The sequence below is a fragment of the Streptomyces sp. NPDC028368 genome, from assembly GCF_055565615.1.
Window position 1 is genome coordinate 148,291 of record NZ_JBVHTY010000010.1, and the last position, 19,288, is coordinate 167,578.

At 72.0% G+C, this 19,288-nt stretch carries 17 protein-coding genes and 1 pseudogene; 15 read left to right on the top strand and 3 right to left on the bottom strand.

The window, feature by feature from the left end; all coding sequences use genetic code 11:
• The first annotated feature begins 46 nt into the window (after positions 1-46).
• From ssd to ACZ4S3_RS23605, 7 genes and pseudogenes are all read left to right on the top strand, one after another.
• Positions 47-1,234 (top strand): septum site-determining protein Ssd, encoded by a 1,188-nt coding sequence (gene ssd, locus ACZ4S3_RS23575; protein WP_467937259.1) that lies wholly within the window; start codon positions 47-49, stop codon positions 1,232-1,234.
• Positions 1,231-2,388, top strand: a complete 1,158-nt coding sequence (locus tag ACZ4S3_RS23580; protein ID WP_467937261.1) for a TadA family conjugal transfer-associated ATPase — start codon at positions 1,231-1,233, stop codon at positions 2,386-2,388. Before ssd ends, ACZ4S3_RS23580 begins: the two co-directional genes overlap by 4 nt.
• 38 nt (positions 2,389-2,426) lie before the next feature.
• A complete protein-coding gene (locus ACZ4S3_RS23585; protein ID WP_467937577.1) occupies positions 2,427-3,263 on the top strand; it encodes a type II secretion system F family protein in 837 nt (278 codons plus the stop codon).
• Between the two features lie 182 nt (positions 3,264-3,445).
• Positions 3,446-4,057 carry a type II secretion system F family protein gene (locus ACZ4S3_RS23590; protein WP_467937263.1) on the top strand — a complete coding sequence of 204 codons (612 nt, stop codon included), beginning with the start codon at positions 3,446-3,448 and terminating at the stop codon, positions 4,055-4,057.
• Positions 4,058-4,106: 49 nt separating this feature from the next.
• Positions 4,107-4,295 (top strand): DUF4244 domain-containing protein, encoded by a 189-nt coding sequence (locus ACZ4S3_RS23595; protein WP_467937265.1) that lies wholly within the window; start codon positions 4,107-4,109, stop codon positions 4,293-4,295.
• Positions 4,282-4,677 (top strand): TadE family type IV pilus minor pilin, encoded by a 396-nt coding sequence (locus ACZ4S3_RS23600; RefSeq protein ID WP_467937267.1) that lies wholly within the window; start codon positions 4,282-4,284, stop codon positions 4,675-4,677. Before ACZ4S3_RS23595 ends, ACZ4S3_RS23600 begins: the two co-directional genes overlap by 14 nt.
• Before the next feature lie 13 nt (positions 4,678-4,690).
• A pseudogene (locus ACZ4S3_RS23605) lies at positions 4,691-4,924 on the top strand (Rv3654c family TadE-like protein); the annotation flags it as partial.
• Between the two features lie 96 nt (positions 4,925-5,020).
• Here ACZ4S3_RS23605 and ACZ4S3_RS23610 read toward each other — a convergent pair.
• Entirely contained in the window at positions 5,021-7,465 is a 2,445-nt protein-coding gene (locus ACZ4S3_RS23610) for a DEAD/DEAH box helicase (RefSeq protein ID WP_467937269.1), read from the bottom strand.
• An 80-nt stretch (positions 7,466-7,545) separates the two neighbouring features.
• Here ACZ4S3_RS23610 and bldG point away from each other — a divergent pair, with 80 nt between their 5' ends.
• From bldG to ACZ4S3_RS23645, 7 genes are all read left to right on the top strand, one after another.
• Positions 7,546-7,887 carry an anti-sigma factor antagonist BldG gene (bldG, locus tag ACZ4S3_RS23615; RefSeq protein WP_004571875.1) on the top strand — a complete coding sequence of 114 codons (342 nt, stop codon included), beginning with the start codon at positions 7,546-7,548 and terminating at the stop codon, positions 7,885-7,887.
• Between the two features lie 111 nt (positions 7,888-7,998).
• Positions 7,999-8,433 (top strand): ATP-binding protein, encoded by a 435-nt coding sequence (locus ACZ4S3_RS23620; RefSeq protein WP_467937271.1) that lies wholly within the window; start codon positions 7,999-8,001, stop codon positions 8,431-8,433.
• Between the two features lie 636 nt (positions 8,434-9,069).
• Positions 9,070-11,475: a sodium-translocating pyrophosphatase gene (locus tag ACZ4S3_RS23625; RefSeq protein WP_467937273.1), complete on the top strand. Its 2,406-nt coding sequence runs from the start codon at positions 9,070-9,072 to the stop codon at positions 11,473-11,475.
• Between the two features lie 216 nt (positions 11,476-11,691).
• Positions 11,692-12,276 (top strand): small secreted protein, encoded by a 585-nt coding sequence (locus ACZ4S3_RS23630; RefSeq protein ID WP_467937275.1) that lies wholly within the window; start codon positions 11,692-11,694, stop codon positions 12,274-12,276.
• A 101-nt stretch (positions 12,277-12,377) separates the two neighbouring features.
• Positions 12,378-13,916 carry a DUF7059 domain-containing protein gene (locus tag ACZ4S3_RS23635; protein WP_467937277.1) on the top strand — a complete coding sequence of 513 codons (1,539 nt, stop codon included), beginning with the start codon at positions 12,378-12,380 and terminating at the stop codon, positions 13,914-13,916.
• A gap of 131 nt (positions 13,917-14,047) precedes the next feature.
• A complete protein-coding gene (locus ACZ4S3_RS23640) occupies positions 14,048-14,245 on the top strand; it encodes a hypothetical protein (protein ID WP_467937279.1) in 198 nt (65 codons plus the stop codon).
• A 172-nt stretch (positions 14,246-14,417) separates the two neighbouring features.
• Positions 14,418-14,822 carry a hypothetical protein gene (locus tag ACZ4S3_RS23645; RefSeq protein ID WP_467937281.1) on the top strand — a complete coding sequence of 135 codons (405 nt, stop codon included), beginning with the start codon at positions 14,418-14,420 and terminating at the stop codon, positions 14,820-14,822.
• Between the two features lie 40 nt (positions 14,823-14,862).
• Here the strand turns inward: ACZ4S3_RS23645 and ACZ4S3_RS23650 are convergent, their stop codons facing one another.
• Together ACZ4S3_RS23650 and ACZ4S3_RS23655 are read right to left on the bottom strand one after the other, a co-directional pair.
• Positions 14,863-15,267 (bottom strand): DUF2752 domain-containing protein, encoded by a 405-nt coding sequence (locus ACZ4S3_RS23650; RefSeq protein ID WP_467937579.1) that lies wholly within the window; start codon positions 15,265-15,267, stop codon positions 14,863-14,865.
• A 5-nt stretch (positions 15,268-15,272) separates the two neighbouring features.
• Positions 15,273-15,641, bottom strand: a complete 369-nt coding sequence (locus ACZ4S3_RS23655; RefSeq protein WP_467937283.1) for a hypothetical protein — start codon at positions 15,639-15,641, stop codon at positions 15,273-15,275.
• A 791-nt stretch (positions 15,642-16,432) separates the two neighbouring features.
• Between ACZ4S3_RS23655 and topA the strand changes: the two genes are divergently transcribed.
• A complete protein-coding gene (topA, locus tag ACZ4S3_RS23660) occupies positions 16,433-19,264 on the top strand; it encodes a type I DNA topoisomerase (protein ID WP_467937285.1) in 2,832 nt (943 codons plus the stop codon).
• Positions 19,265-19,288: the final 24 nt, after the last annotated feature.

Consider the following 19,288-nt stretch of genomic DNA (forward strand, 5'->3'; position numbering starts at 1 on the left):
GCGAGTTCGCGGATGCATGAGTTGTGTAGCGATAGGGGGACGGAACGTGGCCGGATCCATGACTTCCGAACGGCCGGATCGAAGCGAGGAAGAGCGGGGCCGCCTGCTGATCATCACCGAGGATGAACGGCTTCTCGATGATCTTCTGCGGCTGAGCGCGGCGGCCGGTGCACTGCCCGAGGTGGCGCACGGTCTGCCGGCGCGAAAAAGGGGCTGGGAATCGGCCGCCCTGGTGATCATCGGCGAGGACTGCGCGGCGCGGCTGGGTGGCGCCGGGCGCCGGGAGGGCGTGGTCCTGGCCGGTCACGACGCCGACGATCCCGCGCTCCTGCGGCAGGCCGTCGCCATCGGGGCGGAACGGGTGCTGGCGCTCCCCGACGGTGAGCGCTGGCTGGTCGACCGGATCGCCGACGCGGTCGAGGGCGTCGGCCCGCCGGCCCGCACGGTCGGCGTCATCGGCGGCCGAGGCGGGGCCGGTGCGAGCACCCTGGCCTGCGCTCTCGCCGTCACGGCGGCCCGTAAGGGAGCGCGCACCATGCTGGTGGACGGCGATCCGCTGGGCGGTGGGCTCGACGTCCTGCTCGGCGGGGAGAAGGAGAAGGGGCTGCGCTGGCCCGCCTTCCGCGAATCACGGGGCCGGGTGGCCGGCGGCGCCCTGGCGGAGTCGCTGCCGCGGCTGCACTCCTTGCGGGTGCTCAGCTGGGACCGGGGCGGCGAGGTCGCCATTCCGCCACCGGCCATGCGCGCGGTGCTGGCGGCGGCGCGCCGACGGGGCGGCGTCGTGGTGGTGGACCTGCCCCGCCGGGTCGATGACGCGGTGGCGGAGGCGCTGGCGCAGGTGGACCTGGGGCTGCTGATCGTTCCCGGGGAGCTGCGCGCGGTCGCGGCGGCGCAGCGGGTGGCGGCGGGGGTGCGGGGAGTGCTCGGCGATGTGCGCGTGGTCGCGCGGGGCGGCCCCGGGCCGGACCCCGGGCCGGACCCCGGCCTGGACCCGGAGGAGATCGCCCGCCTACTGGAGCTTCCGCTGGCCGGCGAACTGGCATGGGAAGCGGGCCTGTTGGGGGATACGGCGCGGGGTGTGCCGCCGGGATCCCAGCCGCGGGGTCCGCTGGCCCGGTTCTGTGCGGCGTTCTGGGGGCGGATGCCGGCGCCCTCGGGCCCGGACCCGTCCCGGTCCCGTCCGCCCGTCGGCAGGCCGGCATTCACCGCTGTCCGGGGCGGTGTGGGCGCATGAGCGGCCAGGACCTGCTGGACGTGGTGCGCAGGCGGCTGGCCGAGGCGGGGGCGGAGCCGACGCCGGCCCGGGTGGCGGTGGCGCTTCGCGAGGAGGGGAGGCTCCTGGGGGACGCCGAAGTGCTGGGCGTGGTGGCCGCGTTGCGGTCCGAGATGGTGGGCAGCGGGCCGCTGGAGCCTCTGCTGGCCGCGCCGGATGTGACGGACGTCCTGGTCACCGCGCCGGACGAGGTGTGGGTGGACCGGGGCGGCGGACTGGAGCGGACGGCGGTGCGCTTCCGGGACGCGGCGGAGGTACGCCGGCTCGCCCAGCGGCTGGCGGCGGTGGCCGGGCGCCGGCTCGACGACGCCCGTCCCTGGACGGACGCCCGGCTCCCGGACGGCACCCGGCTGCATGCGGTGCTGCCCCCGGTGGCGGTCGCCGGGACCTGCCTGTCCCTACGGGTGCTGCGGCCCCGGGCCTTCACCCTGGCGGACCTGGTGGCGGCCGGGACGGTTCCACCGGGCGGCGACCGGCTGCTCGCCGCGGTGCTGGCGGCCCGGCTGTCCTTTGTGATCAGTGGCGGCACGGGCTCGGGCAAGACGACGCTGCTCAGCACGCTGCTGGGGCTGGTCGGCCCGAACGAGCGGATCGTCCTGGCCGAGGATTCGGCGGAGCTGCGGCCCGACCACCCCCATGTGGTGCGGCTGGAGACCCGTCCGGCCAACCAGGAAGGCGTCGGGCGGGTGACGCTACGGGACCTCGTGCGGCAGGCGCTGCGAATGAGACCGGACCGGCTGGTGGTCGGCGAGGTGCGCGGCGCCGAGGTCACCGACCTGCTGGCGGCCTTGAACACCGGCCATGAGGGCGGCTGCGGCACGGTGCATGCCAATGCCGCGTGCGACGTCCCCGCGCGGCTGGAGGCCCTGGGCTCCACGGCCGGCCTGGACCGTGCCGCTCTGCACAGCCAGCTGGCGGCCGCGCTCTCGGTCGTACTGCATCTGGTACGCGATCGGTCAGGGTGCCGGCGGATCGCCGAGATCCATGTTCTGGAGCGGGACCGCGACGGCCTCGTGGTGACCGTACCGGCCGCGCTCTGGGCCCCGGACGGCTTCCGGGAGGCGCGTGGCTGGGGGCGGCTGAGGGAGCTCTGCGCGCGGGGTGGCGAGCGGTGAGGGGGATTTCGGGCTCGGGAGCGGCGGTGGTGGCGGTGATGGCGGTGCTCTGCGCGGGTGGGGCGGGGTGGCCGGCAGGCGGGTGGCGGGATATTCCGGGGCGGCGGGCTCGGGAGTTGTTCGGGAGGCCACCGGAGAGGGCGCGGTGGTGGGCCCGGTGGCGCGCCGGCCGCTGGGGCCGTGGCCGTATCGGGCGGGAGGCCTGGTGTTTCCCGGTGGGGCTCGGGATCGGCGTGGCCGGCGGGTCGGTGGTGCCGGTGCTCGCCTCGCCGGCGGCCGCGTTCGTCATCCGGAGGTGGCTGGCCGCCCGGGGTGCGGAGCGCGCACGGGACCGGCGTACGGCGGAGGTGATCGGCCTGTGTGCGGCCGTGGCGGGCGAACTGCGGGCCGGACAGCAGCCGGACCGGGCCCTGCTCGCCACCGGGGCGACGGGTCTCGGGGGCGAAGGCGCGGCGGTGCTGGCGGCCGCGCGTTATGGGGGTGATGTCCCCAAGGCGCTGCGCACGGCGGCGCGGCTGCCCGGGGCCGACGGGCTGACCGGGATGGCGGCCTGCTGGCAGGTCGCGGTGCAGGGCGGCGCCGGGCTCGCCTCCGGTCTGGAACGGATCGCGGCCGGCCTCAGGGCCCGGCGCGACCAACAGGAGGAATTGCGCGCCCAGTTGGCGGGCCCCCGGGCCACGGCGCTGATGCTCGCACTCCTCCCGGTGTGCGGGCTCCTGATGGGCAGCGCTCTCGGAGCCGACCCGCTGCGGGTGCTGCTGCACACCCCGGCCGGATGGGGCTGTCTGGTGATCGGCGGACTACTGGAGTGGGGCGGCGTGGCCTGGACGGCGCGGATCGTCGTGGACGCAGGCGAGGAGAGGGGTGTGCGGTGAGCGTGGAAGTTGTCCACAGGCTGGGGACAGTGCCGGCGGTTGCGATCGCTGTGGCGTACGCGCCGGCGCTGGTGCGAGCGGCCCGCCGCGAGCGGACCCTACGCAGACGGGCTCGGGCGATCGTGGGCCGCGGGCGGCCGGCGCCGCGTGCCGGCGGGCGCCGGGCGAAGGGTGACGGCCGGATGGGCCGTCGGCTCAAGGAGTGGGCGGGGCCGCTGGGGGCGGCGGGTTTCGTGATCATTCTCGTCGATGGAATGGCCGGTGTCATATCGGGGCTGGCCGTGGGCTACGGCGCGCACCTCTGGCTCGTACGGCAACGGGCCGCGGAAGCCGGGCGGTTGGCGGAGGCCGACGTGCGTGCCGAACTGGCTCCGGTCGCCGACCTGTTGGCGGCCACCCTCGCCGCCGGGGCCGGGCCACGGGAATCGGCCGAGGTGGTGGGCCGGTCACTGGAGGGCGTCGTCGCCGAGCGGCTGCGCCAAGTGGCTGCGGAACTCCGTCTGGGCGGTGAACCGGCCGTCGTATGGCCGCGGTTGGCCGCCCTCCCCGGGGCCGAGGGGCTGGCGCGCTGTATGGAGCGCGCCGGGATATCGGGCGTGCCGGCCGTCGAGCCGGTGGCGCGGATCGCGGCGGAGCTCCGTGCGGAGCACGGCAGAGCGGCGGCCGCGCGAGCCCGGCGGGCGGGGGTGCTGGTCACCCTGCCGCTGTCGGCGTGCTTCTTGCCGGCGTTCCTGACGCTCGGGGTGGCGCCGGTGCTGATCGGTCTGGCGGGCGGACTGCTGGGGCGTCACTGAGATCTGGAAGTAAGGGAGATCCACGAGTCATGAGTTCAAGGGGGTTGGCATGTTTCGACGTTGGTGGATGCGGGTGCGCGCCGCGGAGGCGGACCGGGGGATGGCCACGGCGGAGTACGCCATGTGCACGCTCGCGGCCTGTGCCCTGGCGGCGGTCCTCTACAAGGTCGTGACCAGCGGCGCAGTGGCGGACCTGTTGCAAGGTGCGCTCGAGAGGGCACTGAGTGTCCAGTTCTGAGGCCGGCCCGCGCGGCCGGACCGCTCGGGACGCGGGCTTCGTGACGGCGGAGACGGCCGTCGTGATGCCGGTGCTGGTGGCGGTCGTGGCGGCGCTCGTCTGGGGGCTGATGGCGGTCTGCGCCCGCATCGAGTGTGTGGATGCGGCGCGGGCCGGGGCGCGGGCGGCCGCGCGGTCGGAGCCGCCGGCGGCGGTGATCCAGGCGGCCCGGGGCGCGGCTCCCCCGGGCGCGCGGGTCGCGGTGGCGCGGGAAGGCGATCTGGTGCGCGTACGGGTCGAGGCCGAGCTGCCCGGTCTGGGGCGGCTGACGGCGCAGGTCAGAGGGGAGGCGGTGGCTCTTGCGGAGGAGACGGTTGCGGAGGAGACGGTGGGGCGGCGATGAAGGCTCCGCGACGGTGTGGACGGTCTTTGCGGCCGCGGCGCTCTGCGCGGTGTTCGTGGCCCTGATCGGCGTGGGCCAGGCCGTCACGGCGCGGCACCGGGCGGGTGGCGCCGCGGACCTGGCGGCGCTGGCCGCCGCGGATCGTGCCCTCCAGGGGCAGGCCACGGCCTGCGCGGCGGCGCTGCGGGTGGCCGCGGCACAGCACACCCGACTGGTGCGCTGCACCCTGGCCGGAGCGGTCGCCGACGTCTCGGCCGAGGCGGGCCGCGCCCCGTACACCGCGCGGGTACGAGCCAGAGCCGGGCCGGCCGCCGATGCCGCACAGGGCGCCGCAGCGCACCCGCTACGCCCCCTGCGCGGCCCCTCGCAGCAGCTCGCCCAGGAGCCGGATCGCGCCCCGTTTGTGGAGCGGATCGTTGCCGTTGCCGCACTTGGGGGACTGGATGCAGGACGGGCAGCCGGCGTCGCACTCGCAGGCGGCGATGGCGCTGCGGGTGGCGGTGAGCCAGTCGGCGGCGGTGTGGAAGGCGCGCTCGGCGAAGCCGGCGCCGCCCGGGTGGCCGTCGTAGACGAAGACGGTCGGCAAGAGGGTGTCCGGGTGGAGCGGGACGGAGACGCCGCCGATGTCCCAGCGGTCGCAGGTGGCGAACAGCGGGAGCATGCCGATGGAGGCGTGTTCGGCGGCGTGCAGCGCGCCGCCCAGCTGCTGGGGATTGACGCGGGCGGCGTCGAGTTGATCCTCGGTGACCGTCCACCACACCGCGCGGGTGCGCAGCGTCCGCGGCGGCAGGTCCAGCTTCGTCTCGCCCAGTACCTCGCCGGTGATGAGCTTGCGGCGCAGGAAGGAGACGACCTGGTTGGTGACCTCGACGGAGCCGAAGCACAGCCGGGCGTCACCCCAGGGGATCTCGGTGTCGGTTTCGAGGATGGAGATGGCGGTCGTGTCGCGGGCCGTCGTGGAATACGGCGGGCTGGCCTCCTCGACGAGGGCGACGGAGTCGTCCAGGTCGAGCTGCCTGACCAGGTAGGTGCGGCCCTGGTGGAGGTGGACGGCGCCTTCGTGGACGGTGGTGTGCGCGGCGCCGGCGTCCACGGTGCCCAGCAGCCGCCCGGTGCCGGCCTCCACCACCTGCACCGGCGAGCCGCCCTGGCCGCGGATGTCGGTGAGGTCGGCGGCCCGCTCGCGGCGCGTCCAGTGCCAGGCGGTGGCGCGCCGGCGCAGCAGCGCGGCGGACTCCAGCTGCGGCAGCAGCCCCGCGGTCGCGGGACCGAAGAGCGGGAAGTCGGCCTCGGTGAGGGGGAGTTCGGAGGCGGCCGCGCACAGGTGCGGGGCGAGGACATAGGGGTTGTCCGGGTCCAGGACGGTGGACTCGACCGGCTGGTCGAAGAGCGCCTCGGGGTGGTGGACGAGATAGGTGTCCAGCGGATCGTCGCGGGCCACCAGGACGGCGAGGGCGCCCTGACCGGACCGTCCCGCCCGGCCGGCCTGCTGCCACAGGGAGGCGCGGGTGCCGGGATAGCCGGCGATGATCACGGCGTCCAGGCCGGAGACGTCCACGCCCAGCTCCAGGGCGGTGGTCGCGGCCAGGCCGAGCAGGTCGCCGTTGTGCAGGGCGCGTTCCAGCGCGCGGCGTTCCTCGGGCAGATAGCCGCCCCGGTAGGCGGCGACCCGGGCGGGCAGCGAGCGGTCCACCTCGGCGAGCCGCTCCTGCGCGATCAGGGCGATCAGTTCGGCGCCGCGCCGGGAGCGTACGAAGGCGACGGTGCGGACGCCCTGGATGGCGAGGTCGGTGAGCAGATCGGCGGTCTCGGCGGTGGCGGTGCGGCGGACCGGGGCGCCCTGCTCGCCGTGGAGTTCGGTCAGCGGCGGCTCCCACAGCGCGAAGACCAGCTCGCCGCGCGGCGAGGTGTCCTCGGTGATCTCCACCACGGGCAGCCCGGTCAGCCGGGTCGCGGCCTCGCCGGGCTCAGCGGCCGTGGCGGAGGCCAGCAGGAAGACCGGCTCGGCGCCGTAGCGGGCGCAGATCCGGCGCAGCCGGCGTATGACCTGCGCGACATGGGACCCGAAGACGCCGCGGTAGGAGTGGCACTCGTCGATGACGACATAGCGCAGCGCGCGCAGGAAGGAGGACCAGCGGGGGTGGGCCGGGAGGATCCCGCGGTGCAGCATGTCGGGGTTGGTCAGGACGTAGTTGCCGTACTGGCGCACCCATTCGCGCTCCTCGACCGGGGTGTCGCCGTCGTAGACCGCGGGCCGGACGGCGGTGCCCAGCGGGGCGGCCAGCTCGCGTACGGCACGCCGCTGGTCGGCCGCCAGCGCCTTGGTGGGCGCCAGATACAGGGCCGTGGCCCCCCGCCCGTTGGGCGCCTCGGAGCCGTCCAGGAGCGTGGAGAGGACCGGCGCGAGATACGCCAGGGACTTGCCGGAGGCGGTCCCGGTGGCGACGACGACCGACTCGCCGCGCAGCGCGTGTTCGGATGTCCGTGCCTGGTGAGCCCAGGGACGATCGATTCCGGCCGAACGGATGGCATCGATCACTTCCGGCCGGATCTCTTCGGGCCAGTCGGCATGGCTTCCGATGCGCGGGGGCAAGTGCTCCGTATGAGTGATGCGCGCAGCGCGGGTCGCGCCCCGGGCGAGACGGTCGAGAATCATGCCTGGGGAGGGTCGCGCGCCCGCGTCCTGCGGCAGTCGATTGGAGGCCATCGGCACCGAGTGTGTCACCGGACTGACCGACAATGCTGACAAGGCGTCGTGCACGCCTGCTGGTAAGTGATTGAATGCCATCGCGGCTGCCAGATCCGCCCCTACTTCGGTGGGGAGGCCCCAGGGGGGCGACCGCTCGATAGCAAGGTGCTGGAGGATCCGTGGACCTGTCCCTGTCGACCCGGACCGTTGGCGACCGTACGGTCGTCGAGGTCGGTGGCGAGATTGATGTATACACCGCGCCCAAGCTGCGTGAGCAGCTGGTCGAGCTTGTGAACGACGGAAGCTACCACCTCGTGGTGGACATGGAACGTGTCGACTTCCTGGACTCCACTGGGCTCGGCGTCCTGGTCGGCGGGCTCAAGCGGGTGCGTGCCCATGAGGGCTCGCTCCGCCTGGTCTGCAACCAGGAGCGCATTCTCAAGATCTTCCGTATCACCGGTCTGACCAAGGTGTTCCCGATTCACACCTCGGTCGATGAAGCCGTCGCCGCGACGGACTGACGGCTGGGTGGTGCCCCGCGCCCCAGGCGCGGGGTAAGGAAGTAGTGGGGGGTACCGGGCGCGCTCCGTCCGGCCCCCTGCGTTGCACGTCCGCATATCGAGGGGGATGGCATGGCCACCGTCGAACTTCGCTTCAGCGCCCTTCCCGAGCACGTCCGGACCGCGCGTCTGGTCGCCGCTGCCGTGGCAAGGCGCGCCGGGGTGGACGAGGCCGTGCTGGACGAGGTGCGCCTCGCCGTCGGGGAGGCGTGCAGCCGCGCCGTGGGCCTGCATGCCAGCAACGACATCACAGCCCCCGTGCGGGTGCTGCTGATCGAGGACGAGAAGAAGTTCTCGATCGAGGTGGGCGATGAGGTACCGAGCGGGGCCGGTGCGCATGCCGGGGAAGCGGCCGCGGGCGGCGCGGAGAGCGAGCCCGAGGGCGAGGACGAGATGGGCCTCGCGGTCATCAGCGGCCTGGTCGACGACGTCGAGGTGACGTCCGGCGAGAGCGGCGGCGTGATCCGGATGAGCTGGCCGACGGCGACTGCCGCGGTCGTGCCGTAGCGCGGATGCCGCGGCGCGGATGCCGTGGCGCGGGACGAGCACGTCCCGGTCTTTGTCCGCAGCCGGTGGGGGACCAGCCACGTCAGCGGGAGACCAGCCGCGTCGGTGAGGTATCAGCCGCGTCGGTGAGAGACGCCATGACGTCTGCAGCGGCGCCCTTGAGGACGCGGGGCAGCGGACCCCGACGTACGCGCTGAAGGCAGCCGCCTGCGGCGCTGCCGGGCGTCGCACGTCGTCACCCTCCAGGGTTCCGATCCGGACTCGATCTGACATCGCATCAACCATGGCCGCAAGAGCGGTGGCCGCCCCGGGTCACCCGTTCGGCCGTAACCAGGCGTATCAATTGTTTCCGCCGTCACGCGGGACACACCCGGCTCACATGGTCGCGCAGCGTCTTTGAACAGCGGCGATCAGTACGACAGCGAGATCATCGGTCACCGGTCAGCGAATTGGTCGCTTTCCTTCGTCCGGGCGAATTCTGTGGGCGTCATCCTTTTGATCATCGCGGCTACCGGCTAATTCCCTTTGAGGCGCACTGTTTTGATCAGGTGCGGCTCCCTACAATCCGTCCACATCTTGCTCAGGACGCCTGAGCGTGCTTCCGCGCGCCCATGTGCCAAACGTCAAGGAGGACGAATGGCGGGGCCTTACACCCCTCAGTTGCTGGACACCCCCTCATTTCTTGCCGGGCCGTCACTGACGTCCGGCAACCGCGCCATCGTGCTGGTGATCGCCGTCGTCGCACTGGCCGCGCTGGCCGTTGCGGCGGTGCTGGTCCGCCAAGTGCTCGCGGCCGGTGAGGGAACCGACAGTATGAAGAAGATCGCGGAGGCCGTGCAGGAAGGCGCAAAAGCCTACCTGGCACGGCAGTTGCGGACCCTCGGCGTATTCGCCGTTGTGGTGTTCTTCCTGCTCATGCTGCTGCCCGCGGACAATTGGACGCAGCGCGCGGGACGCAGCGCCTTCTTCTTGATCGGTGCCGGATTCTCGGCGGCCACCGGCTATATCGGCATGTGGCTCGCCGTGCGCAGCAATGTGCGCGTGGCCGCCGCCGCCCGGGAAGCCACGCCGGCCGAGGGCGATACGAAAGAAAAGGATCTTACGGCGGTCTCGCACAAGGCCATGAAGATCGCTTTTCGTACGGGCGGCGTCGTCGGCATGTTCACGGTCGGGCTCGGCCTGCTCGGCGCGTCCTGCGTCGTGCTCGTCTACGCCGTCGACGCGCCCAAGGTGCTGGAGGGCTTCGGCCTCGGTGCCGCGCTGATCGCGATGTTCATGAGGGTCGGCGGCGGCATCTTCACCAAGGCCGCGGACGTCGGCGCCGACCTCGTCGGCAAGGTCGAACAGGGCATCCCCGAGGACGACCCGCGCAACGCCGCGACCATCGCGGACAACGTGGGCGACAACGTCGGCGACTGCGCCGGCATGGCGGCCGACCTCTTCGAGTCGTACGCCGTCACGCTGGTCGCCGCGCTCATCCTGGGCATGGCGGCCTTCGGCAACGCCGGGCTCGCCTTCCCGCTGCTGGTCCCGGCCATCGGCGTGGTCACCGCGATGATCGGCATCTTCGTCGTCGCGCCCCGGCGCAGCGACCGCAGCGGCATGACCGCCATCAACCGCGGTTTCTTCATCTCCGCGGGCATCTCGCTGGTCCTGGTGGCCGCCGCGGTGTTCACCTACCTGCCGTCCAGCTACAAGGACCTCAAGGGCGTCACCGACGAGGACATCCTCGGCCACGCCGGCGATCCGCGAATGCTGGCGCTGGTGGCGGTCGCCATCGGCATCGTGCTCGCCGCGCTGATCCAGCAGCTGACCGGCTACTTCACCGAGACCAGCCGGCGGCCGGTGAGGGACATCGGCAAGACGTCGCTGACCGGCCCGGCCACCGTCGTCCTCGCCGGTATCTCCCTCGGCCTGGAATCGGCGGTCTACTCGGCGGTGCTGATCGGTCTGGCCGTCTACGGGGCGTTCCTGCTGGGCGGCGCGTCCATCATGCTGGCGCTGTTCGCGGTGGCACTGGCCGGCACCGGCCTGCTGACCACGGTCGGCGTGATCGTGGCGATGGACACCTTCGGCCCGGTCTCCGACAACGCGCAGGGCATCGCCGAGATGTCGGGCGATGTCACCGGTGACGGCGCGCAGGTCCTGACCGACCTGGACGCGGTCGGCAACACCACCAAGGCCATCACCAAGGGCATCGCCATCGCGACGGCCGTGCTGGCCGCGGCCGCGCTGTTCGGCTCGTACCGGGACGCCATCGCGACCGCCGTACGCAATATCGGCAGTGCCGCGAGCGGGATGGGGCTGAGCCTGGACATCTCGCAGCCCAACAACCTGGTGGGGCTGGTGCTCGGCGCCTCGGTCGTCTTCCTGTTCTCGGGGCTGGCGATCAATGCCGTATCGCGGTCCGCGGGCGCGGTGGTCTTCGAGGTGCGCCGGCAGTTCCGCGAGCACCCCGGGATCATGGACTACACCGAGACGCCGGAGTACGGGCGGGTCGTCGACATCTGCACCAAGGACGCGCTGCGCGAGCTGGCGACCCCCGGGCTGCTGGCGGTGCTCACCCCGATCGCGGTCGGCTTCTCGCTCGGCGTCGGGGCGCTCGGCTCGTTCCTGGCGGGCGCGATCGGCACCGGCACCCTGATGGCGGTCTTCCTCGCCAACTCCGGTGGCGCCTGGGACAACGCCAAGAAGCTGGTCGAGGACGGCCATCACGGCGGCAAGGGAAGCGAGGCGCATGCCGCGACGGTCATCGGTGACACCGTGGGCGACCCGTTCAAGGACACCGCGGGCCCAGCGATCAACCCGCTGCTGAAGGTGATGAACCTGGTGGCCCTGCTGATCGCGCCGGCTGTGGTGAAGTTCTCATACGGCGACGACAAGAACGTCGGCGTGCGGATCGTGGTCTCGGTGCTCGCGATCGCCGTCATCGTCGGGGCGGTGTACGTCTCGAAGCGGCGCGGAATCGCCGTAGGTGACGAAGACAACTCCGAGCAGCCGGAAAAGGTCGCCAAGTCGACAGAGACGGCCGCGGTGTCCTAGCCGCAGCGAACTCGGAAAAGCCCTGACAGCGGCTCAACGGGCGGGTGGACGGCGCATTTTGCGGGCGCCGGCCACCCGCCGTCGTTGTGCTCGGCCGGCCCTGCGCTCCTTGGTGCAAATGGCTGCAATGAGGGGCCGACGGGATGGCCGACCCATGGACCAGGCCGTTCGGACGTGTAAGTTCCGGGGCCGAGAGCCATGGAAGGGACCAATCCGGTGAACAAGAAGCTTGTGGCTGCACTGTCCGGCGGTGCGGCACTCCTGCTCGCGCTGACCGGCTGCAGCGACGACAGCAACAAGGAACTCGACAGCTGGGCGAAGAAGTTCTGCGACCCCGCGCAGGCCCAGTTCAAGGCGATCCAGGACGCCAACGCCGCCATGCAGACGGCCGGCGGCGGCAACACGGACTCCAAGAAGGTCCAGCAGGCGGATTCGGCGGCTTTCCAGAAGATCTCCAACGCCTATGCCTCGTTGGCCAAGTCCCTGGACAAGGCGGGCGCCCCGCCCAGCGACGGCGGCCAGGACGCCCAGAAGAGCGCGGTGAACGAGCTCAACTCGCTCTCGAAGGGTTACGAGAGCCTCAAGAAGCAGATCGATTCGCTCAGCACCCAGGACAAGGCGAAGTTCGCGGCGGGCCTGAGCGATCTGTCCAACGGCATCAAGAAGCTCAACACCCAGAGCGAGCAGGCCTTCAAGAACCTCGAGTCCGGCGACGTCGGCAAGGCGATGGCCCAGCAGAAGGGCTGCCAGAGCCAGAGCGGGTCGGGAGCCCCCTCGGCCAAGCCGTCCAAGTCGTCGTAGTCATCCGGCCCACAGGCCCCGCAACGGCCCGGCGACGCGCCCGACAGAGGCGTGGCGCCGGGCCGTCGCCGATTGTCAGTGCTTGCCCTGACAATGGGAGCGTGAGTACGCACCTCCCCACCGCAGATGCCCAGGACCCCGACAGCAGGGCCCGCACCGACCGGCTGCGCCAGGCGCTGCTGACCGCCGGCTTCACCGCCGACGGCCTGCTGGACCTGCTCGGCGCGCCGGCCTATGCCGCGCTGGCGCGCAGCGAGACCGTCCCCGCGCTGCGGGCGACGCGCGGTGACAGCCCGCTGGAAACCCTGGTGCGGCTGTTCCTGCTGCAGCGTCCGGTGGCGGAGCGGCGGGCTCAGGCCGCGCTGCCGGTGGCGGACTGCCTCGCCGACGGCTGGCTGGTGCGGGACGGCGACGAGGTGCGCGCCACCGTGGATGTCCGGCCGTACGGCGGCCCCGAGGGGCAGGACTGGTGGATCGTCTCCGACCTGGGCTGCGCGGTGGGCGGCGCCGGCGGCATCCGGGGCGAGGAGGATCAGGCCCGCGCGGAGCTGGTGCTCGGTGTGGGCGGTGCGTCGACGACCCTCGCCGGGATCACGGCGCGCACGCCCGTCGACAAGGCCCTCGATCTCGGTACGGGCTCCGGTGTCCAGGCGCTGCATCTCGCCCAGCACGCCACCCGCGTCGCGGCCACCGACCTCAACCCGCGGGCGCTGCGGATCGCCGCACTGACGCTGGCGCTCTCCGGGGCGCGCCCGGCGGACCTGAGGGAGGGCTCGCTCTTCGAGCCGGTCGGGGAGGAGACGTACGACCTGATCGTGTCCAACCCGCCCTTCGTGATCTCGCCCGGCGCCCGGCTCACCTACCGCGACGGCGGGATGGGCGGCGACGACCTGTGCCGGACCCTCGTCCAGCAGAGCGCGGCGCATCTGAGCGACGGCGGGTACTGCCAGCTGCTGGCCAATTGGCAGCATGTGGAGGGCGAGGATTGGCATGACCGGCTGCGCTCCTGGGTGCCGCGCGGCTGCGACGCCTGGATCGTGCAGCGGGAGGTCCAGGACGTCACGCAGTACGCCGAGCTGTGGCTGCGCGATGCGGGCGACCACCGCGCCGGCGACCGGGCGTACGCCGAGCGGTATGACGCCTGGCTCGACGAATTCGAGGCGCGCAAGACCAAGGCGGTCGGCTTCGGCTGGATCACGCTGCGCAAGTCCGGCTCCGACAGCCCGGCCATCACGGTCGAGGAATGGCCGCATCCGGTGGAACAGCCGCTGGGGGAGTCGGTCGTACGGCACTTCGACCGGCAGGACTATCTGCGCGCCACGGACGACGCGGCGCTGCTGGCCGGCCACTTCCGGCTCGCGGATGAGGTGGTGCAGGAGCAGGTCGGGCTGCCCGGGGCGGAGGACCCCGAGCATGTGGTGCTGCGTCAGAACCGCGGTATGCGGCGGGCGACGAAGGTGGACACGGTCGGCGCGGGTTTCGCCGGGGTGTGCGACGGCTCGCTGTCCGCCGGGCGGATCCTGGACGCCATCGCCCAACTCGTCGGCGAGGACCCGGTCCTGCTGCGGGACCGCACGCCGGCCTCGATCCGGACGCTGATCGAGCAGGGATTCCTGGAGCGGGTGGCCGCGGGGAGCTGACGCGGCGGACCGGCCTTCCCTCCCGTACGGGGTCTTCTTGCCGGGCTCGTGCCGGACATCCGCGCGGGGCAAGCGGAAGCCGTTCATCCGGCGTTCTCCGGGGCGCCGCCCGCGGGTGCCACGCTGCCCGTATGGAGAGTGGACCCGAGGCGTTCGCGGGCGCGGCCTTCGCGCTGTTCGGCGCCGGACTGCTGCTGTGGACGGGCGTATGCGTACGGACCGGGGCGCCGGTCGCCGATGGCGTCGGCCGGGCGGTGGGGGCGGTGACGGCGCTGCTGTTCGGGGCGGTGTTCCTGGGCGCGGGGTGCTGGATGCTGGCATTGCTGTAGGCGCACCCGTCGCTGTCCGACCGGTCGTCAACCGGTCGCCCGGCACCGGGCGTTCACTTCCGGCCAGTTGCGTTCCGGGTGGCCGACACGCCGCGGACGGGGAACCTCCTCATCGTGCCGTTCGTGTTTCTCGGTGAAGGTCACGAACAGGCTTGAGCAGTGAGGAACCCCCATGAACCGTGCACTTCGCTACGCCACCGTCGGTGTGGTCGCTGTCGCCCTGCTGGCCGGTGGATCGGCCGCCGCCTTCGCCGAGCCGGCCCAGCTGCACGCGCCGTCCCCCGTCGTGGCCACCGCCCCGGCCGCAGCGCAGCTGACGGCCAAGGCCAGCGCGACCAAGGTTGCCCCCTGGCAGGAGTTCCGGATCTCCGGTACGGCCAAGGGCATCAAGGCGGGCAGCAAGGTCACCGTCCAGCAGAAGCAGGGCACCAAGTGGGTCGCGCTGCCCGCGCAGGCCCCGGTCAACGCCGCCGGCACGTACTCGGTACGGGTCAAGCTCGGCCTCAAGGGCGTCAACCAGCTCCGGGTCGGTGCGGGCAGCGCCATATCGCCGGTGGTGACCGTCACCGTCCGCTGAGCGCCGGGCTGAGCCGGCCCGGCGGGACGTCCGGTCCGGCTCAGCCGACGAGATTGCGGGCGATCATCCACACCGCGGCGATGCCGAGCACCACGGCATTGCCGCGGGCGGACAGCCGCGGCCGGAAGTACCGCCCGCGCAGGCCCGCGCTCAGCCAGCGCGCGACGACGTAGCAGACGGCCGGTACGCCCAGCGTGAGCAGCACGATGTTGTCGTGGAAGGCGGTCGCGACATCGCCGTGCAGCAGGTCGTACGCCATCCGCGTCCCGCCGCACAGCGGGCACAGCACCCCGGTGGCCCATTTGAGCGGGCAGGGAAGCAGCACCTGCCCGGGTTCGTGCGGGTTGGTGTGCCAGAGGTAGACGGCGCCCAGCGCACCGACGCCGAGCCCGGCGGCGGCCACACGGACGGTGCGCTTGCGGATCGCCGCAGCGGTGAGCGCCATCGCGGTCACACGCTCAGCGACCTGGCGTAGTTGACCTGGTTGATCACGAACATGACCTGCTCCGGCGACTGCACCGGGATCATCGCGGCGTGGTGCCGGCCGCCGCTGTTCACCGTGACCTGCACAAACCCGGTCGTGGTGCGCTCCTTCATGAGCAGGAAGAGCAGACCGAGCAGACAGAAAAAGAAGAAGATGACGGCGAGCACCACCGCGTGCGTCGGGGTCTTCTCCTCCGTCCGCGACATGTCCGTCACCGTCCACACGGCGCCCTTGAGCGGCATGGGGCCGGCCGGCGTCATGATCGTGTCGCCGGTCACGGCTATATCGCCGACCGAGAGCGCCATACCGGCCGGCTGCGGGACCTGGGCCTGCATCGGGACGGGGAGCGGCGCGGGCTGCGGCGGGGCGCCCGGCGGGAATCCGGGCGCGGCGGCGGGCTGCGGGGCCGCGTTCGGGTAGCCGTATCCCGGCGGCGTCTGCGGGGGCCTGCGGATATCCGTACCCGGGCGCTCCGGGGCGGCCGCCCTGCGGATAGCCGTATCCAGGGGCGGGAGTGTCGCCCTGCGGCTTGGCGTATGGATTGCCGGCGGCCGGCTCGGCGCCCGGCTGCTGGGCGTACGGATTGTGGCCGGGCTCTTCCGGCGGCGGTCCCGGGTACTGGTTCGCCATGAGTGTTGTGACCCCCCGAGTGCGTGATGACGGCAGTTGTCGGCTCGAGCCGTGAGCCGTGCCACGTCCATCCTGCCAGCAGCCCGACACGCCGGATCAAGACGGCGGCGGCTTCCGGGTCCTCCTTGTGACACTCGGCGTAACCCTCGCCGGGCCGTGAGCAGCCCCGTTCCGGCGGCGGCCGCCGTGGGGATCGTCACTGTGCGAGATCACCGGCGGCGGCGCTGTGGCGGTGAGCGCGGGATCGAGGCAGGGTACGGACAGGGCGCCGCCCTGGTGGCGAAGATCGTCAAGGTCCCGCAGGAAGGGCCGTGTGCGGTCCGCGGCGACACGAAGACATGTAGTCGGGTTACCGTTCGAGTGGCGTTGTGGGGTTTTTCCGTTTGACACGGGGGCGGGAGGTACCGTCACACTCCGCAGCGTCAAGCGTCACCGCAGTGGCCCCCGGCGTCCGGCCGGGGGGCATTCCCAGCGTCGACCGGAGAGAAGAGCGAAGTTGTCCGCGACCAGCGAGACCGCAGAGGGCGGCACCCGCCGACTCGTCATCGTCGAGTCGCCTGCCAAGGCGAAGACGATCAAGGGCTACCTCGGCCCTGGCTACGTGGTCGAGGCCAGTGTCGGGCACATCCGCGACCTCCCCAATGGCGCGGCAGAGGTTCCCGCGAAGTACAAGGGCGAGTCCTGGGCCCGTCTCGGCGTGAATGTCGACGCCGACTTCCAGCCGATCTACGTGGTCAACAGCGACAAGAAGGACCAGGTCAAAAAGCTCAAGGAGCTGCTGGCCGAGTCCGACGAACTCTTCCTCGCCACCGATGAGGACCGCGAGGGCGAGGCCATCGCCTGGCACCTCCAGGAGATCCTCAAGCCCAAGGTCCCGGTCCACCGGATGGTCTTCCACGAGATCACCAAGGACGCGATCCGCGAGGCCGTCGCCAACCCGCGTGACCTGAACCAGAAGCTGGTCGACGCCCAGGAGACCCGCCGCATCCTCGACCGCCTCTACGGCTACGAGGTCTCGCCGGTCCTGTGGAAGAAGGTCATGCCGCGGCTGTCGGCCGGCCGGGTGCAGTCCGTCGCGACCCGTCTCGTCGTCGAGCGGGAGCGCGAGCGCATCGCCTTCCGCTCCGCCGAGTACTGGGACCTGACCGGCACGTTCTCCACCGGCCGCGCCGGTGACGCCAGCGACCCCTCGATCCTCACCGCCCGTCTGAACACCGTCGACGGCCGCCGGGTCGCCCAGGGCCGCGACTTCGGCCCCAACGGGCAGCTGAAGAACAACGAGGTACTCCACCTGGACGAGGCGAACGCCCGCGCGCTCGCCGCCGCCCTGGAGAACACCGACTTCGCGGTGCGCTCCGTCGAGTCCAAGCCGTACCGCCGCTCGCCGTACGCCCCCTTCCGTACGACCACCCTCCAGCAGGAGGCCAGCCGCAAGCTCGGCTTCGGCGCCAAGGCGACCATGCAGGTGGCGCAGAAGCTGTACGAGAACGGCTTCATCACCTATATGCGTACGGACTCCACCACGCTCTCGGACACCGCGGTCGCCGCGGCCCGCGCGCAGGTGACGCAGCTGTACGGCGCGAGCTACCTGCCGGACAAGCCGCGCACCTACGCCGGCAAGGTCAAGAACGCCCAGGAGGCGCACGAGGCGATCCGCCCCTCCGGCGACCGCTTCCGCACGCCCGCCGAGACCGGTCTGAGGGGCGACCAGTTCAAGCTCTACGAGCTGATCTGGAAGCGGACCGTGGCCTCCCAGATGAAGGACGCGACCGGTAACTCCGTCACGGTCAAGATCGGTGGCCGGGCCGCCGACGGCCGGGACGCCGAGTTCAGCGCGTCCGGCAAGACCATCACCTTCCACGGCTTCCTGAAGGCCTATGTGGAAGGCGCCGACGACCCGAACGCCGAGCTGGACGACCGCGAGCGCCGGCTGCCGCAGGTCGCCGAGGGCGACGCGCTGACCGCGCAGGAGATCACCGCCGACGGGCACGCCACCAAGCCGCCCGCCCGCTACACCGAGGCCACGCTGGTCAAGGAGCTGGAAGAGCGCGAGATCGGCCGCCCGTCGACGTATGCGTCGATTATCGGCACGATCCTCGACCGCGGCTATGTCTTCAAGAAGGGCACCGCGCTCGTCCCCTCCTTCCTCTCCTTCGCCGTGGTCAACCTCCTGGAGAAGCACTTCGGCCGGCTGGTCGACTACGACTTCACCGCCAAGATGGAGGACGACCTCGACCGCATCGCCCGCGGCGAGGCGCAGGCCGTGCCGTGGCTGCGGCGCTTCTACTTCGGTGAGGGCGAGGCCGAAGGCGCCGCCTCGGACGCCGGCAACGGCGACGGCGACCACCTCGGCGGACTGAAGGAGCTGGTCGAGGACCTGGGCGCGATCGACGCCCGGGAGATCTCGTCCTTCCCCGTCGGCGACGGCATCACGCTGCGCGTCGGCCGCTACGGCCCGTACGTCGAGCGCGGTGAGAAGGGCGATGAAGCCCACCAGCGCGCCGATGTCCCCGAAGACCTCGCGCCCGACGAGCTGACGGTGGCGTACGCGGAGGAACTGCTCGCCAAGCCGAGCGGCGACTTCGAGCTGGGCATGGACCCCGAAAGCGGCAACCAGATCGTCGCCAAGGACGGCCGCTACGGCCCGTACGTCACCGAGATCCTTCCCGAGGGCACCCCGAAGAGCGGCAAGAACGCGGTCAAGCCGCGCACCGCCTCGCTCTTCAAGTCGATGTCCCTGGACACCGTCACCCTGCAGGACGCGCTCAAGCTGATGTCGCTGCCGCGCGTCGTCGGCAAGGACGCCGAGGGCGTGGAGATCACCGCGCAGAACGGCCGCTACGGCCCGTACCTCAAGAAGGGCACCGACTCGCGCTCCCTGGAGACCGAGGACCAGCTCTTCAACATCACGGTCGACGAGGCGCTGGCGATCTACGCGCAGCCCAAGCAGCGCGGCCGGGCGGCCGCCAAGCCGCCGCTCAAGGAGCTGGGCACCGACCCGGTGAGCGGCAAGCCGGTGGTCGTCAAGGACGGCCGGTTCGGCGCGTACGTCACCGACGGCGAGACCAACGCGACGCTGCGGCGGGACGACGACGTCGAGACGATCACGCCCGAGCGCGGCTATGAGCTGCTGGCGGAGAAGCGCGCCAAGGGGCCGGCGAAGAAGACCGCCAAGAAGGCGCCGGCGAAGAAGGCTGCCGCGAAGAAGACCACGGCGAAGAAGACCACGACGGCCAAGAAGACCGCGGCGAAGAAGACCACCACGGCCAAGAAGACGACCGCCAAGACCGCGGCGGCCAAGAAGACGGCGGCGTCGGCCGAGGACTGAGCCGTCAGGCTTTCGGCCGACGCG